Origin of the sequence: Skermanella stibiiresistens SB22, assembly GCF_000576635.1 — a bacterium.
Lineage (GTDB): Bacteria > Pseudomonadota > Alphaproteobacteria > Azospirillales > Azospirillaceae > Skermanella > Skermanella stibiiresistens.
Genome location: NZ_AVFL01000019.1, coordinates 126,229 through 141,438, shown reverse-complemented (window position 1 = coordinate 141,438; position 15,210 = coordinate 126,229). Strand labels below are relative to the sequence as shown.

Below are 15,210 nucleotides of genomic sequence, written 5' to 3'. Positions count from 1 at the left end.
GGGGCGGCGCTGGTTTGGGCTCCGTTCGACGCCGGCCTCGATCCGGTCAGCCATGTCTATCCGGCGACCGTCTGGGTTCTGGTGATCTGGACCGCCGTCCACGCCGCCGTCGGCGCGCTGATGCTGGCCTACTGCCTGGCGCGGTCCTTCGCCGGCCGGCTGACCCCGGTGTTCGACATCGATATCGAGAATGTCGCGCTGTACTGGCATTTCATGATGGCGACCGGCCTGGTCACCGTCGCGACCATCGCCCTGTCCCCGCTCGTGTTCTGAGGAGGCGTCCCATGCTATTGACCAAGCGAACCGAGGACACCCTCTGGACGCTGATCGTGGCGCCCACGGTCTGGGCGTTCCACTTCCTGCTCTGCTATGTCGTCGCCGCCATCGAATGCGCGCCGAACGTCGACATCTTCGAGCCGATCGGCGGCACGCGGCTGATGGTGGCGGGGATCACCGTGGCCGCCCTCGCCATCATAACCCTGGTTCTATGGCGGTCGATCCGCGAATGGCGCCAGCACGGCGGCGGCTATCGCCACAACGAGGATACCGATCTCGACCGCGAGCGGTTCCTGGAGTTCTCCACCGTGCTGCTCGCGGCCCTCTCCTTCATCGGCGTGCTGTTCGTCGCCATGCCGGCGCTGACCATCCTGGATTGCCGATGACGGACATCACCCATTCCGACGCCGGACGGCTGGCGCCGCTCTGGCCGCTGGCCGCCGGTTCGGCCCTGCTGGCCCTGCTGTGGCTGGGGCCCCTGCCCCAGATGGCGCGCGCCTCGTTCTCGGCCCATATGGTGATGCACATGGGCGTCGTCGCGGTCGTGGCGCCGCTCCTCGCGGCCGGCATCGTCCGGGCGGCCCCGGCTTTCGTCGCGGCCCTGCCCCCTGGGCTGGCGATCGTGGCGTCGGTCGTAGAATTCGCCGCGATCTGGACGTGGCATGCCCCGGCCCTGCACGACGCGGCCCGGGTCGAGCCCCTGTTCTTGGTCCTGGAGCAGGGATCGTTCCTCGCGGCGGGCGTCCTGGTCTGGACCAGCGCGCTGGGTGCGCGCGCCGCCGGGGTCTGCGGCCTGCTGCTCACCTCCATGCACATGGTGCTGCTGGGCGCCCTGCTGCTGCTGTCGCCCCGGCCGCTCTACGCCTGCGCCGACGTCTGTTCATCCACCGCCGCCCTGACGCCGCTGGCCGACCAGCAGCTTGGCGGCGCGCTCATGCTGATCATCGGCGGATCGGCCTATCTGGTGGGGGGCTTGGCGCTGCTGTCCTCCATCCTGCGGGAACGCGCACCTATCGGAGAGGCCGGCTGATGCGGATCGATTTCATCCTGACGTGGCGGAAGCTGGTCCTGGCCGGTCTTGGAGCGGTCGTGCTGGCGCTGCTGGTCAGCTTGTCCGGCCTGGTCTCGATCGCCGCGTCCACCGGGCATTTCGGCCCGGTCGGCTGGTTCCTGCATTGGACGATGGAGAACTCGGTCGATCGCCAGTCGATGCTGATCTCGGTTCCCGAGGATATCGACCTAGCCGACCCGTCCCTGGTCCAGCGCACCGCGGGCCATTACGCGACAGGCTGCGCGTCTTGTCATGGAGCGCCGGGCGTCCCGCAGTCGCCGGTGGTGCTCCAGATGATGCCGCCGCCGCCGCGGCTGGAGGAGCAGGTCGGCGAGTGGGAGGACCGGGAGCTATTCTGGATCGTCAAGCACGGTATCAAATATTCCGGCATGCCGTCCTGGGTGGCGGATAATCGCGACGACGAGGTCTGGGCGCAGGTCGCCTTCCTCAAGGCCCTGCCCGACATGACGCCGGAACAATACGCGGATCTGGCCTTCGGACCGGAAATGTCGAAAACCGCCGCGGAACAGGGCGGTGGTTTCGAAAGCGCGCTGTCGGACTGCTCGCGCTGTCATGGCCGCGACGGTCTGGGCCGCGGCTCGGGCGACGCGGCCGGCGCGTTCCCGATCATCGCGGGCCAGCCGGAGACCTATCTGCTGGCGACGCTGCAAGCCTATGCGACAGGGGCCCGCCAGTCCGGCGTGATGCGGCCCGCCGCCGCCCGGAACGACGACGCGACGCTGGCGGCTCTGGCGAAGTGGTACGCCGCCCAGCCGGCGGCCGTGGGCTCCGGCACGGTTTCGGAGGCGCCCGCCGCAGCCCCAGGGAGGATGCCGGAGGACGGCATCCCGGCGCAGATCCTGCCCGGCGGGGCGCGCGCGGAGACCTCCATCATCGCCACGGCCGCGGCCGGGGGCCCGCCGATGGAGCGCGCCGCCTTGCTCGACCTGGGCCGCCAGATCGCCGAGGAGGGCATCCCGGCGCGCAAGATCCCCGCCTGCGACAGCTGCCATGGTGCCGAGGGGCGGGCGAGGAACGGCCATTATCCGTATCTGGGCGGGCAGCCCGAGTGGTACGCCAAGACGCACCTGCATCTGTGGAAGGAGGAGGAGCGAGGCGGCACGCTGTTCTCGCACCTGATGGCCAAGATCGCGATCCATCTGACGGATGAGCAGATCGACGCCGTCGCCGCTTGGTACGCGGAACGGCCACCGGGGAGGTGATCCCGGCGGCCGTTCCCCTTCCCTACCCGGGCATTCCCTACTTGAAGAAGCCGAACACGTTGAGGGCGGAGTAGACGCCGAGCAGGACGATGGCGACGCTGCTGATCACCAGCGCCACATTGAACAGCCCGCCGCCATGGATGCGCGGATCGGTCTCCGTCTGGCGCAGATACCAGACCGCCACCACGACCCCCAGCAGGAAGACGCCGGTCATGATGCCGCCGGCCTGCACCATCAGCACGGGGGACTGGATGAACAGGAACGCCACGGCCCAGACGATCGGCAACAACACCGTGAAGACGCGTATCGTCCGGAGACGCGACTTGGTGTTCCGCCAGTCGATTACCCCGATCACCGAGAGGAAGTTGGCGTACATGCGCGACCAGCTGGGCACCGCCGCCCATAGGGTCGAGCCGAGAACGGCGATGGCGCCGATCAGGAAGATGATCGCGACCCACTCGCCGAGCGTGTCGGTGTACATGCGCGACAGCGTGACGATCATGTCGTTGCCCTTGGGCACCAAGCCCTGTGGCTGGAGCACCGAGGCTCCCATGATGAAGAACGCCAGCGTGCCGAAGGTGTAGATCATCCAGGAGACGAAGGCGTCCTTGTACATGACGCTGATCCAGCCATTGGCGCGGCGCACCCATTCCTCGCTGCCGTCGGCCGGGCCGACATGGCGGGCATAGCCTTTCTCGACGCACCAGTAGGTGTAGAAGGTCAGTTCGTCGGCCCCGACGCCGGTGATCCCGAACATCGCGATGGCGGCGCCGATGGTCCCGGCCGGTATGGCGAACGCCAAGCCGCTCATGACATCGGCGGCGCTGTAGCCATAGGGCGTGAACGGCAGGCCCAGCGCGATCACGACGGTGGCGATGCTGAAGATCACCACCAGGAAGACGGCGCCCCGCTCGATCATGCCGTAACTGCTGGAATAGAGCAGCGCGATGCTGGTCCCGGCGACGATGACCGTCCAGATCGTCATGGACATCGCGCCGAACGGATCGCCGCCGATCGGCATCAGGATGCTGAACGCGGCGGCGGTGCCGCCGACGATGCCGCCGATCTGCAGGATCTTGGAGAGCGCCATCAGCACCCAGAGCAGGTTGATCCAGCCGACCGGCCCGATCTTCGGTGGCACCTTGTTGTAGCCGGTCAGGGCCGGCTGGCCGGTCGAGATCGTCCAGCGCGCCAGCTCCACCTGGACCGCGACCTTGACCAGCGTGCTGAAGATGACCAGCCAGAGCAGGGCGAAGCCAGCCTGGGCTCCCAGGGTGGTGGTGGCGATCAGTTCGCCCGAGCCGACGATCGAGGCGCTGAGGATGAGCCCCGGGCCGAGATGCTTGAGGCTGTGCTTCCAACCGACCGGGGGCTCCATGATGCCCTCGGGGGTCAGGTGATAAGGGTCGTCGTGGGCCGCGCCATGGGCGTCGGGCGCGATGGTGTCGGCTGTCATTGGCGATAATCCTCCCATTCCATGGCTCGTTGATTGCCGGCCATGGGAAGGGGAACGCCTCAGGGGCGGAAACGATCCGAAACCTGGGGAGGTGGTTCCGTTCGGGACGTGGAAAGCTTATTTGATGTCGCGCGGCGTTGTTGTCGGGCAATATCAAACCAGAATGTCCCCGTTTCGCTTACCGCCGACGAACGGCTCCCGCGCAACAAAGCCCGCCGTCAGCCACTTAACCAGCGAACCGCCCCATGAGGCGTCGGTCCTGCCAGAGGAGGTTTCCCGATGCGGTCGTCAGATGATTGGCGGATCCCGCCCGAGTTCCAGCCCGATCCGTCGGCCACGGCTTACGACCTGGATCGCGCCCTGTCCTCCGTCGTGGCGTTGAGCGCCACGGTCCCGGAGGACGCCTTCACGGCCCAGACGCTGGGTACATCGCGCGAGGGGCAAGGCGTCGTGATCCGGGAGGACGGCTTGGTGCTGACGATCGGTTACCTGATCGCCGAGGCGGATGATGTCAGGCTGACGACCAGCGAGGGCGCCACCATCCACGGCCATCCCCTGGCCTATGACTACGACAGCGGCTTCGGTCTGGTGCAGGCGCTTACCCCGCCGGGAGTGCCGGCCCTGCCGCTGGGAAACTCGCGGCACGCGGCGCCCGGCGAGCGGGTCGTGGTGGCGGGTGCGGGTGGGCGCGTCCACGCGCTGGCGGCCCAGGTGGTCGCGCGGCAGGAGTTCGCGGGATATTGGGAATACCTGCTCGACGACGCCATCTTCACGGCCCCGGCGCATCCCAATTGGGGCGGCACCGCGCTGATCGGGCCGCAAGGTGAGTTGCTGGGCATCGGCTCGCTCCAGCTGCAATCCCGCGATCAGCACGAGCGCGTCATCCCGCTCAACATGAGCGTGCCGGTGGACTTGCTGAAGCCGATCCTGGACGACATGCTGAGGCTGGGCCGGGTCGACACCCCTCCCCGCCCCTGGCTCGGCCTCTACGCCACCGAGGACGAGCGCGACCGGATCGTGGTGGCGGGACTGGCCGGCGATGGCCCGGCCAAGCGGGCGGAACTTCGCGCCGGCGACATCGTGCGCGCGGTGGCGACCAAGCCGGTCGCCTCGCTGGCGTCGTTCTACCGAGCCCTGTGGGCACTCGGCGCCGCCGGCGTGGACGTGCCGCTGACCGTCGAGCGCGAGGGCGACGTGTTCGACCTCAAGGTCGGCTCCGCCGACCGGAGCCGGTTCCTGAAGCACAGCCGGCCGAACTGACCCATTAGAGAATGAATGGATTTCGGATGCCCGTCACATCCCCTGAAACCCGGCCCTATGGAGCCTGGAAATCGCCGATCACCACGGACCTGATCGTCGGGGAGGCGGTGGGGCTGTCAGAACTGGCGGTGGACGGCGGCGACATCCTGTGGATCGAGAGCCGGCCGTCGGAGCGGGGCCGCAGCGTCATCGTCAGGCGATCGCCCGACGGAGTCCTCCGCGATGTCGTGCCGCCGCCGTTCGCGTCCCGCAGCCGGGTCCACGAATATGGCGGGTCCAGCTATGTGGCGGCGGGCGGCACGGTCTGGTTCGTCAACTTCACCGACCAGCGGATCTGGCGGATCGACGCCGGCGCCGAGCCGGTTCCCGTGACTGTCGAAACCGGCGGATGGCGCTACGCCGATCTCGTGCTCGACGCCCGCCGGGGCAGGCTGATCGCGGTTGGCGAACACCATCGGGAGGCGGGCGAACCGCTCAACGCGCTGGTCTCGGTCACGGCGGCGCCGTCCGAGCCGCGCGACCCCGTCGTCATCGCGAGTGGCGCCGATTTCTATGGCGCTCCCCGCCTCTCCCCCGACGGAAACCGGCTCGCCTGGATCGAATGGAGCCACCCCGACATGCCGTGGGACGCCACGAGGCTGATGGTGGCTGGGGTGCTCGATTCCGGCCTGTTGGGAAAGGCGGTCGAGGTGGACGGCGGGGACGGCGTGTCGATCGTGCAGCCGTCCTGGTCGCCGTCGGGAGCGCTGCATTACGTTTCCGACCGGAGCGGCTGGTGGAACCTCTTTCGCTGGGATGGTGCGGGCGCCAGTGTCCCGCTGCTGCCCATGACGGCGGAGTTCGCCCGCCCCTACTGGAATTTCGGGCAGGCGACCTATGACTTCACCGAGGATGGGGCGCCGGGCACCAACAGGATCGTCGCGGCATATACCAGCAAGGGTTTCTGGTCGCTGCTGGGCGGCATCGGCGGCGATGCGGCACCGTCGGACCTGGAAATCCCCTATGACCAGATCGGGACGGTCAAGTCGATTCCCGGCGGCGGCTTGGCCCTGCTCGCCGGGGGCGCCCGGGAGTCGGTGTCGGTCGTGCTGCTGATGGGGTCGGAGGTTCGGGTGGCGCGCCGCTCCGCGCCGGTCGACCTGCCGGATGGCATCGTCTCGGTGGCGCGGGCGATCGAGTTTCCCAGCGCCGGCGGCAGGACCGCCCACGCGTTCCTCTATCCTCCGACCAACCCGGATCATCGGGCGCCAGCCGGCACCCTGCCCCCCTTGCTGGTCAAGAGCCATGGCGGCCCGACCGCGTCGGCGTCGTCCCAGTTGAGCCTGCCGATCCAGTACTGGACCAGCCGCGGCTTCGCCGTGGTCGACGTGAACTATGCCGGGTCGAGCGGCTATGGGACCGCCTATCGCCGAGCGCTCGACGGCGTCTGGGGCATCGCCGATGTCGAGGATTGCGAGGCGGCGGCCAATCACCTGATCGACCAGGGCTTGGCCGATCCGGACCGGATCGCGATCACCGGCGGCAGCGCCGGCGGTTACACCACGCTATGCGCGCTGACCTTCACCGACCGGTTCCGCGCCGGCGGCAGCCATTACGGCATCTCCGACCTGGAGGCCCTGTACCACGACACCCACAAGTTCGAATCGCGCTATCTCGACCGGCTGATCGGACCGCTGGAGACATCCGCCGCCATCATCGAGGCGCGCTCGCCGATCCATCACCTGGACCAGATCGCCTGTCCGGTCATCCTGTTCCAGGGGATGGAAGACAAGGTGGTGCCGCCCAACCAAGCCGAGATGATGGCCGACGCCCTGCGCGCCAAGGGCCTGCCGGTGGCGCTGCTCACCTTCGAAGGCGAGGGACACGGGTTCCGCCAGGGAACCACGATCAAGCGGACGCTGGAGGCCGAGCTGTGGTTCTACGGCCGGATCTTCGGCTTCGAACCGGCCGACCCGATCGAGCCGGTGGAAATCGACAATTGGACTGGCTGACGGGAGGGACCGACTGCCCTGGGGGATTCTTCGGTCCTCTAGCGATGCGCCACGCCGGTCCGCCGCGTCGCGCGCCACATCGCGATCCCGCAGACGGCGAGTAACGCCCCGAAGAGGCTGACCCCATTCCAGCCGAAGGCGTTCCAGACCATCGTGGCGCCGGCCGATCCAATGGCGCCGCCGATGAACATGCCGCTCATGAAGATGGTGTTGAGACGGCTGCGGGCTTCGGGCCGAAGCGAATATATCACGTGCTGGTTCGAGACCAGGGCGCTCTGCACCCCGAAATCGAGCACGATGACGCCCACGACCAGCCCCGGGATCGTGGCCCACAGTCCAAGCAGGATCCACGAGCCGAGCGTGAGCAGCGCTCCCAGGCAAATGACCAGATCCGGCCCGCGTCGGTCCGCGAGTTTTCCGGCCAGCGGGGCCGCCAGGATGCCGATCGCGCCGACGATGCCGAACAGGCCGGCGACATCGGCCCCAAGATTGAAGATCGGCTCCTCCAGCCGCAGCGCCAGGATGGTCCAGAAGGCGGAAAACGAGGCGAACAGGGCCGCTTGCAGGATCGTCGATCGGCGCAGCGCCGGTTCGTTCCGCCAGATCTCGACCAGGGACATCAGCGCCGCGCCGTAGCGGATCGTGGAATGCGGATGGTTGCGCGGCAACACCGCCGCCATGACGGCCGAGGCCCCGAGCGCCACCGGCGCCGCGATCCAGAACATCTCCCGCCATCCGAAATGCGAACCGACGAACCCGCCAACCGTCCGGCTGAGCAGGATGCCGGTCAGGACGCCGCCCATCACGGTGCCAATCGTGGCGCCCCGCTTTTCCGGGACCGCTAGGGAAGCGGCCAGGGGGACGATCTGCTGTGCCACGGTGGCGCTGGCTCCGACCAGCAGGGAAGCCGCGACCAGCAGCGCCGCCGTTGGGGCGATGGCGGCCAGGACCAGGGAGAACGCCAGGATGGCGAACTGGACGACGATCAGGCGCCGCCAGTCCATCAGGTCGCCGAGCGGCAGGAACAGGAACAGGCTGACGGCGTAGCCGAGCTGCGTGGCGGTCGGGATCAGACCGGTCGCATCCGATCCGGCGAAATCCCGTTCGATGATCCCCAGCATCGGCTGGTTGTAGTAGATATTGGCGACGGCGATGCCCGCCGCCGCGGCCATCATGAAGGTCAGTCCCCGCCCCAGGGCGAAAGCCTTTTCGGGCGAGGCATCGTCCGTCGTGTCGGTGGTCATCATTGGGTCCTTGTCATGTCGATATCAGGGAGGCTCGGCCGGGTCAGATCGCCCCGAGCGCCGCCTTGATTCGTTCGGGGCTGAGCGGCATGTCGCGCAGGCGGATGCCGGCCGCGTCCGCGATGGCGTTGGCGAAGGCGGCCGCTGTCGGCCCCTGCGCCGCCTCGGCCGTGCCGAGGAAGGGCAGACCCGGCTGGTCCAGCACATGGACCTCGATGGCGCCGGGCATGTCCTCGAACCGCAGGATCGGATAGGCGCTCCAGTCGAAGCTGGTCCTGCGGTCGGGGCTGAACGTCATCTCCTCGCGGCTGGTCCAGCTCAGCGATTGGATGATGGCGCCTTCGATCTGGTTCCGGATGCCATCGGGACTGACCGCCTGCCCGCTATCGACGGCGGCGACCGCCCGCAATACGGCCACGCGGCCGGTCTCCCGGTCGATCTCGACCTCCATCGCCACGGCGCAGTAGGCGCCAAGATTCTTGTAGCGGGCGAACCCCATGCCGCTGCCCCGGATGCCATCGCCACGCGGGCGTCCCGCCCAGCCGAAGCGGTCGGCCATCGTGGTCATGACGGCCTTGGCCCGTTCGTCCCTCATGTGGGCCAGCCGGAGGTCGAGGGGATCGACGCCACCGGCCCGCGCCAGCTCGTCGAACATGCATTCGATCGAGAAGACGTTGAGATGGGCGCCGAGCGAGCGGAGCGCCGAGACGCGGAGCGGCATGTCCTTCAGGAAATGATAGGTCACCCGCATGTTCGGCAGATCGTACAGCGGGTTGGAGTTGCGGCTGCCGTCACCCTCCGGCATTGGAATCGGCTTGCCCTCGGGTACCGGGAACGGAGTGGCTATTTCTCCCCCCGCGATCACCCCGCCCGCCCCGACCGGACGATTGTTGTGCGGGTTGCTCCAGACCTCGTGTTTCCACGAGACGATACGGTTTTCGGCGTCGAGCGAGGCTTCCAGTTCGGTCAGCATGCCCGGCCCGAGCGGCTCCCAACCGAATTCCTGCTCGCGCATCCATTGCAGCCGGATGGGTCGGCCGGGCATGTCCAAGGCTATCAGCGCCGCGTCGGCGGCCACGTCGTCGGCGCCGTTCTGGCCGTAGCAGCCGGACCCTTCGACATGGATGGCGTGGACCTTTTCAGCCGGCAAGCCAACGAGTTCGGCCACGACGCGGCGGACGTCGAACGTCCCCTGGCTGTGGGTCCACACCGTCATCACGCCGTCCTCGAAACGTGCCAGGGCGCAGGACGGGCCGATCGATCCATGGTTCAGCCAAGGTCGCGAATAGCTGGCCCTGACCGTCAAGGTCGCGGGAGCGGTCGCGTTGGCGGTGTCCAGAATCGCGATGTCGCGGGACGGCAGCGCCTTCAAGGTCGCGGCGACATCGCCCGAGGGCAGCGGAGGCGCCGTCCGGACGAACGGGGCGTCCTGGAACTTCCGGAGCGCCGTGATCGCCGTCCACTCGCGCTCCGCCACGACCGCGAGGAAGTCACCCTGCCTGACCACCTTCACGACACCCGGAAGGGAGGAGATCGCCGCGATGTCCGAGGACTGGAAGCGCGTGCCGAAGCTTGGCCCCCTCAGCACGCGGGCGTGCAGCATTCCGGGAAGGCGCATGTCCTGTAGATAGGCCGGAGCGCCGGTGAGCTTGCCCGGAATGTCCACCCGCCGCAGGCTGGTGCCCATCGTGCGGTACCGGGCTGGATCGCGCAGCGGGGCGTTGGCGACGGCCTCGACATGGAGCGACAGGGCGGCGGCCGCCGGGCCGTAGCCGAGCGTCCATCCGTCCGGTGCCGTCAGATTTCCCTTGCCGTCGGTATCAATGCCGGCGGGTTCGACGTCTAAGGTCCTGGCGGCCTCCCGCACCAGCAGCATGCGGACATTCGCCGCCGCGTTGCGGATCGCCGAGCCGCTGTCCTGCATCGAATGGCTGCCCGCTGTCAGGCCCTCGTCGGGTGTCCGGGCGGTATCGGCGGTGACGAGGTGGACGACGGAGGGCGGCACGTCGAGTTCCTCGGCGGCGACCTGGATCAGGGCGGTCCGGATGCCCTGCCCCAGTTCGACCTTGCCGGTGAACACCGTGACCTCGCCGTCGGCGTCGATGCGTATCCACGCGTCAAGAATCGGGGATGACTTCAGGCTGCCGGGCAGAGTCGGTGCTACGACCGCCGGGCCCGCACCGCCCTCCCCGCCCCCGGCCAGTTGGCCGAACGCGCGGGACGAGAGTGAGAAGGCGACGACCAGCGCGCTTCCCGACAGGAAGCTGCGGCGCGAAAGCCGCGTGGCGGTATTGGCGGTCATTGTCCGCCCTCTAGGCTGGCGAGTTTGCCGCTCATCATGTCGGCGGCCCGGCGGACCGCGCGCAGTATCCGCATATGCGTGCCGCAGCGGCACAGGTTGGGCTGCATATGGGCACGGATTTCGGTCTCGGTCGGCGACGGGTTACGGTCGAGTAGCGCCTGCGCCCGCATGATCATGCCGGCGATGCAGTAGCCGCACTGCGCGGCCTGCTCGGTCTCGAAGGCCTGCTGCAACACGCCCGGCTTGTCGAGGGTCCTCAAACCTTCCACGGTCGTGATCCGCCGCCCCTCGAGAGCCGCCACCGGCAGAAGGCAGGAGAAGACCGCCTTGCCGTCGAGCTGGACCGTACAGGCGCCGCACTGTCCCAGACCGCAGCCGTATTTGGCGCCGTTGAGGCCCAAGTCATCGCGTAGCGCGTAAAGCAGCGGCGTCGCGGGTTCGGCATCGATGCGCCGCTCGGCGCCGTTGACGTTCAGGGTGATTGTCATGGCTGCTCCTCCGCATTCAGGGCCTCGTCGACCGCGTCTTCCAGGTCCGTCCAGGGTTGCCGCCCGCTATAGCGGGACCGCAGATAGGCGACTACCTGCCCGATCTGGGCCCGGGTCAGGCTGTCTCCGAACGGCGGCATCAGCGCCGTCCGCCCGGCCTGGGCCGACGGCAGTCCGTTCACGACGGCCTGAACGGCGTTGCGCGGATGGTCGGCTTGCAGGGCGCTGACGAAGGACAGCGACGGGCGGCCCTGCGCCATCATGGGCGCTCCCGGCCCGTGGCACGTGGCGCAGGCGCCTGCGAATAGGGCGGCTCCCTCCGGGTGCTCGCGCGTGGCTTGGGATTCACGGTCGACCGGCGGAGGGTTGTCCGCTTTCGACCCGCCGCGCTCCAGCAGGGAGGCGACGTAGACGGCGATCGAGCGGACGTCGTCTTCCGGAGCGCCGGAAAGTCCGTGCGCTACTGGTCCCATTGGACCATTGGCGATGCCGTGCTCCGCATCCATTCCGGTGCGGAGATAGCGGTAGACCGCATCGACCGTCCAGGGATGGCCGGTCCGGTTGGCGGCGTTCAGCGGCGGGGCGTCCCAGCCTTCGGCCAGACCGCCGGCGAACGGCTTTCCGCGTTCCTCGCCGCCGGCGATGTTTCGCGGCGTGTGGCAGCCGCCACAATGGCCGAAACCCTCGACCAGATAGCGGCCCCGGTTCCACTGGTCGCTCTGGCCGGCGATCGGCAGCACGGGATCCTCGTGCAGGAACAGCAGCTTCCAGCCGGCCAGCAGCGGCCGGAAACCGAGCGGCGGGATGAGTTTGTTTTCCGGCGTTTCCTGGGGCACCGGGGCGCGCGTCATCAGGAAGGCATAGATCGCGTCGAGATCGGCGTCGGTGACGCGCGTGAAGTGCTCGTATGGCAATGCTGGATACAGGTGCTCGCCATCTCGCGAGACACCATCCCGCATCGCCCGCCTGAAGGCGGCAGCCGACCAGTTGCCGATGCCGGTCCGCTCGTCGGGCGTGATGTTGGTCGCGTAGAGCGTCCCAAACGGCGTTTCCAAGGCCCGGCCACCGGCAAACGCCGGCCCCTTCTCCGCCGTGTGGCAGACGACGCAGTCGCCGATCGCGACCAGCGCCGCACCCTGGCGGACGGTGGACGGATCGAAGTCGGCCAGTTTCGGCTGCGCCACGGCGGGGATTTCCGCCCGCCAGGCTATCGCCAGGAAGACCAGCGCGCCAACGACGCCGGCCGCCGCCGCCGTGGACAGCGCCGTCAGGACCGTCCGGCGCTTCATCGGTCCCGCGCCCTGGAATGCGCCAGGGGTTCGTAGTCGGTGTAGCCTTCGGCATCGCCGCCATACCAGCCGACATGGCGCGGTTCGTTGAACGGTCCGCCGGCCTCGATCCGGGCCGGCAGATCGGGATTGGCGATGAACCGCCGCGCGAACGACGCGAGGTCGATGGACCCTTCCGAGACCAGTTCGGCTGCCTTGTCTGGGGTCAGGCCGCCGTTCAGGATCAGGGGTCCGGTGAAGTGCGGGCGGATCATGCGCAGCAGTTCGTCCCGGTCGGGCTTGCCGGCCCAGGCGTTGGTGTCGGCGATCTCGATGAAGGCGACGCCCTGCCGTTGCAGCATCGCCGCGACCCAACCATAGGTTTTCGCCGGCTCGGGATCGCGCGGGCTGTTGTAGCCGGCGGTCGGGGAGAGGCGGACGCCGACACGGTTGATCGGCATCACCTCGCCGATGTTCTCGATGATTTCTTGTAGGAAACGCGCGCGGTTTTCCGGGGCGCCGCCGTAACGGTCGGTGCGCCGATTGGTCGTCGGTGACAGGAACTGGTGCGGCAGATAGCCGTTCGCGGCATGGACCTCGACCCCGTCGAAACCGGTGGCCCAGGCATTGGCGGCGGCTTGGCGGTACTGTTGGACGATCTCTTCGACCTCGGTGGTTTCCAAGGCACGCGACGGCGTCGCGGCGATCCGGACATAACGGCCGTTGGCCAGGAGCGCCCAGACCTGCAAGGCGTCGAGGTCGTCGTTGACCTCCGACGGGGACACGGGCTGCCGGCCTTCGAGCAGTCCCTGCGCGCCTACCCGGCCGCCGTGCCAGAGCTGGCAGAAGATCCGCCCGCCCGCCGCGTGGACGGCATCGACGACGGGCCGCCAGCCGGCGACCTGCTCGTCTGAATAGATGCCGGGCGCCTTTTCGAACGGGACCGACATCGGGGAGACGTTGGTCGCCTCGGTGATGATCAAACCAGCGCCCGCCCGCTGTTCGTAGTAGGTGGCGTTCAGCGGAGTCGGCACGTCGCCCTCCCCCGCCCGGCAGCGGGTCATCGGCGCCATGACGACCCGATTGGAAAGCGTGAGGTCGCCTAGCTGGAATGGGTTCGACAAACTGGTCATGGGTTCTCCTGCCGCTCGGGATTCAGGCCGAGTTCGAGTGCCGACCGCCGGCGTCGCCGTCGCAGCCTGTTGAAAATAAAAGAAGATCGCCGGTGAGGCGGGACCTGTATTGTCGGATCAGACCATCTTGCCGACGAAGAGCTTTTCGATCGTCATGTCGCGGAACGTGTAGGGAATCCCGCCGACGCCGAGACCCGACTGGCGCAAACCGGCGAACGGCATCCAATCGACGCGGAACGCCGTATGGTCGTTGACCATAACGGCGGAGCCGTCGAGATGGCTGTAGGCGTGGAAGGCAGTCGCAAAGTCCCGTGTGAATACCGCTGCCTGAAACGCATAGGGCAGCGCGTTGGCTCTCCCGATCGCCTCGTCCAGATCGTCATAGGCGTAGACGCAGACGACGGGGCCGAAGACTTCGCGGGTTGACAGGCGGCAGTCGGGCGGCGGCTCCAGCAGCACGGTCGGCGGATAGCAGGTCTCCGACAGCGGACTGCCTCCGGACAGCAGCTCGGCGCCCCTTGATATCGCTTCCTCCACCCATTCATGGACGCGGGCGACTTCGCCAGGGCGGATCAGCGGGCCGACTTCCGTCTCCGCCAGTAGAGGATCACCGACGCGGAGTTTCCCGGCAGCGTCGCCAAGCTCCCGTGCCAATCGGGCCGCGATGGAGCGGTGTGCGAAGACCCGCTGCACCGAGACGCAGACTTGGCCGGCATGATAGAAGCCGCCCTTGGCGATCAGCGGCACGGCCGCCGCGAGATCGGCGTCCGGGGCCACGATGACGGGTGCTGCGCCACCATGCTCCAAGGCGCATCGGGTGCCGGGGGCAAGGCGGGCGCGGAGGCTCCAGCCTACGGCGGCGCTGCCGATGAAGCTGAGGAAGCCGACGCGCGGGTCGGTGACGAGCTTGCCCGTCACCTCCCTGCTTTCCGTTACCAGCGCCTGACACCACGCCTCGGGCAATCCGGCTTCCCGCAGGATGGCCACGAAGCGCAGGCAGGACAGCGGCGTCGCCTCCGCCGGCTTGACGATGACCGGGCAGCCGGCGGCGATCGCGGGGGCGACCTGATGGACGATCAGGTTCAGGGGATGGTTGAAGGCGCTGACCGCGACCACGACGCCGACCGGCTCGTGTGTGGTGAAGGCGATCCGGCCCAGCGAGGCCGTCGTGCCGCCCATCGGCACGACGCTGCCGCCTTCCGATCGCAGAAGCTCGGAGGCGTTGAGCACGCCGTCGATAGCCCGCGCCACCTCGGCGCGGGAGTCGATGAGCGGCTTGCCACCCTCGCGCGCCGCTTCGACCGCCAAATGTTCGGCCTGATCGGTCATCAGGCGTGCCGCCTGACGCAGGATCTCGACCCGCTTCGCCGGCTGCAACCAGGCGTTCCGGTCCCGGAACAGACGGTAGGCGGTGTCGAGCGCCGCTTCGACAGCTTCGGCGCCACTGGTCTCGACGGTGTCGATCAGCCGGCCGTCGAAAGGGGCACGCACTTCGATGGTCATGTCGGTCAACCCTCC

The 15,210-nt window shown here is 68.3% G+C and carries 12 protein-coding genes and 1 pseudogene; 6 read left to right on the top strand and 7 right to left on the bottom strand.

Going from position 1 to position 15,210, the window contains the following annotated elements; translation table 11 throughout:
- From N825_RS39830 to N825_RS23145, 4 genes and pseudogenes are all read left to right on the top strand, one after another.
- Positions 1-273, top strand: a pseudogene (locus N825_RS39830) (hypothetical protein); the annotation flags it as partial.
- An 11-nt stretch (positions 274-284) separates the two neighbouring features.
- Positions 285-662 (top strand): hypothetical protein, encoded by a 378-nt coding sequence (locus tag N825_RS23155; protein ID WP_037457494.1) that lies wholly within the window; start codon positions 285-287, stop codon positions 660-662.
- The gene (locus N825_RS23150) at positions 659-1,306 is read left to right on the top strand and encodes a cytochrome c oxidase assembly protein (protein WP_037457492.1); all 648 of its coding nucleotides are present in this window, start codon (positions 659-661) and stop codon (positions 1,304-1,306) included. The genes N825_RS23155 and N825_RS23150 overlap by 4 nt, the downstream gene beginning before the upstream one ends.
- Positions 1,306-2,550: a c-type cytochrome gene (locus N825_RS23145; protein WP_037457489.1), complete on the top strand. Its 1,245-nt coding sequence runs from the start codon at positions 1,306-1,308 to the stop codon at positions 2,548-2,550. Before N825_RS23150 ends, N825_RS23145 begins: the two co-directional genes overlap by 1 nt.
- A gap of 37 nt (positions 2,551-2,587) precedes the next feature.
- Here the strand turns inward: N825_RS23145 and N825_RS23140 are convergent, their stop codons facing one another.
- Complete coding sequence (locus N825_RS23140) at positions 2,588-4,006, bottom strand: Nramp family divalent metal transporter (RefSeq protein WP_037457487.1); 1,419 nt, start codon at positions 4,004-4,006, stop codon at positions 2,588-2,590.
- A gap of 279 nt (positions 4,007-4,285) precedes the next feature.
- Between N825_RS23140 and N825_RS23135 the strand changes: the two genes are divergently transcribed.
- Both N825_RS23135 and N825_RS23130 read left to right on the top strand, forming a co-directional pair.
- On the top strand, positions 4,286-5,266 hold the full coding sequence (locus tag N825_RS23135; protein WP_037457485.1) for a S1C family serine protease: 981 nt from the start codon (positions 4,286-4,288) through the stop codon (positions 5,264-5,266).
- Positions 5,267-5,292: 26 nt separating this feature from the next.
- Entirely contained in the window at positions 5,293-7,257 is a 1,965-nt protein-coding gene (locus tag N825_RS23130; protein WP_037457483.1) for a S9 family peptidase, read from the top strand.
- 38 nt (positions 7,258-7,295) lie between these two features.
- Here N825_RS23130 and N825_RS23125 read toward each other — a convergent pair whose 3' ends face one another.
- From N825_RS23125 to N825_RS23100, 6 genes are all read right to left on the bottom strand, one after another.
- Positions 7,296-8,501: an MFS transporter gene (locus tag N825_RS23125; RefSeq protein ID WP_051512807.1), complete on the bottom strand. Its 1,206-nt coding sequence runs from the start codon at positions 8,499-8,501 to the stop codon at positions 7,296-7,298.
- Positions 8,502-8,544: 43 nt separating this feature from the next.
- The gene (locus tag N825_RS23120) at positions 8,545-10,803 is read right to left on the bottom strand and encodes a xanthine dehydrogenase family protein molybdopterin-binding subunit (protein ID WP_037457479.1); all 2,259 of its coding nucleotides are present in this window, start codon (positions 10,801-10,803) and stop codon (positions 8,545-8,547) included.
- The gene (locus tag N825_RS23115) at positions 10,800-11,291 is read right to left on the bottom strand and encodes a (2Fe-2S)-binding protein (protein ID WP_037457477.1); all 492 of its coding nucleotides are present in this window, start codon (positions 11,289-11,291) and stop codon (positions 10,800-10,802) included. The genes N825_RS23120 and N825_RS23115 overlap by 4 nt, the downstream gene beginning before the upstream one ends.
- Entirely contained in the window at positions 11,288-12,580 is a 1,293-nt protein-coding gene (locus tag N825_RS23110; protein WP_037457476.1) for a c-type cytochrome, read from the bottom strand. The genes N825_RS23115 and N825_RS23110 overlap by 4 nt, the downstream gene beginning before the upstream one ends.
- Positions 12,577-13,692 carry an alkene reductase gene (locus N825_RS23105; protein ID WP_037457475.1) on the bottom strand — a complete coding sequence of 372 codons (1,116 nt, stop codon included), beginning with the start codon at positions 13,690-13,692 and terminating at the stop codon, positions 12,577-12,579. The genes N825_RS23110 and N825_RS23105 overlap by 4 nt, the downstream gene beginning before the upstream one ends.
- A gap of 117 nt (positions 13,693-13,809) precedes the next feature.
- The gene (locus N825_RS23100) at positions 13,810-15,195 is read right to left on the bottom strand and encodes an aldehyde dehydrogenase family protein (protein ID WP_037457566.1); all 1,386 of its coding nucleotides are present in this window, start codon (positions 15,193-15,195) and stop codon (positions 13,810-13,812) included.
- Between the last annotated feature and the right edge of the window lie 15 nt (positions 15,196-15,210).

Coding starts and splice junctions, on each gene's coding strand:
- N825_RS23155 (WP_037457494.1), top strand. CDS start 285: ATGCTATTGACCAAGCGAACCGAGGACACCCTCTGGACGCTGATCGTG.
- N825_RS23150 (WP_037457492.1), top strand. CDS start 659: ATGACGGACATCACCCATTCCGACGCCGGACGGCTGGCGCCGCTCTGG.
- N825_RS23145 (WP_037457489.1), top strand. CDS start 1,306: ATGCGGATCGATTTCATCCTGACGTGGCGGAAGCTGGTCCTGGCCGGT.
- N825_RS23140 (WP_037457487.1), bottom strand. CDS start 4,006: ATGACAGCCGACACCATCGCGCCCGACGCCCATGGCGCGGCCCACGAC.
- N825_RS23135 (WP_037457485.1), top strand. CDS start 4,286: ATGCGGTCGTCAGATGATTGGCGGATCCCGCCCGAGTTCCAGCCCGAT.
- N825_RS23130 (WP_037457483.1), top strand. CDS start 5,293: ATGCCCGTCACATCCCCTGAAACCCGGCCCTATGGAGCCTGGAAATCG.
- N825_RS23125 (WP_051512807.1), bottom strand. CDS start 8,501: ATGACCACCGACACGACGGACGATGCCTCGCCCGAAAAGGCTTTCGCC.
- N825_RS23120 (WP_037457479.1), bottom strand. CDS start 10,803: ATGACCGCCAATACCGCCACGCGGCTTTCGCGCCGCAGCTTCCTGTCG.
- N825_RS23115 (WP_037457477.1), bottom strand. CDS start 11,291: ATGACAATCACCCTGAACGTCAACGGCGCCGAGCGGCGCATCGATGCC.
- N825_RS23110 (WP_037457476.1), bottom strand. CDS start 12,580: ATGAAGCGCCGGACGGTCCTGACGGCGCTGTCCACGGCGGCGGCGGCC.
- N825_RS23105 (WP_037457475.1), bottom strand. CDS start 13,692: ATGACCAGTTTGTCGAACCCATTCCAGCTAGGCGACCTCACGCTTTCC.
- N825_RS23100 (WP_037457566.1), bottom strand. CDS start 15,195: ATGACCATCGAAGTGCGTGCCCCTTTCGACGGCCGGCTGATCGACACC.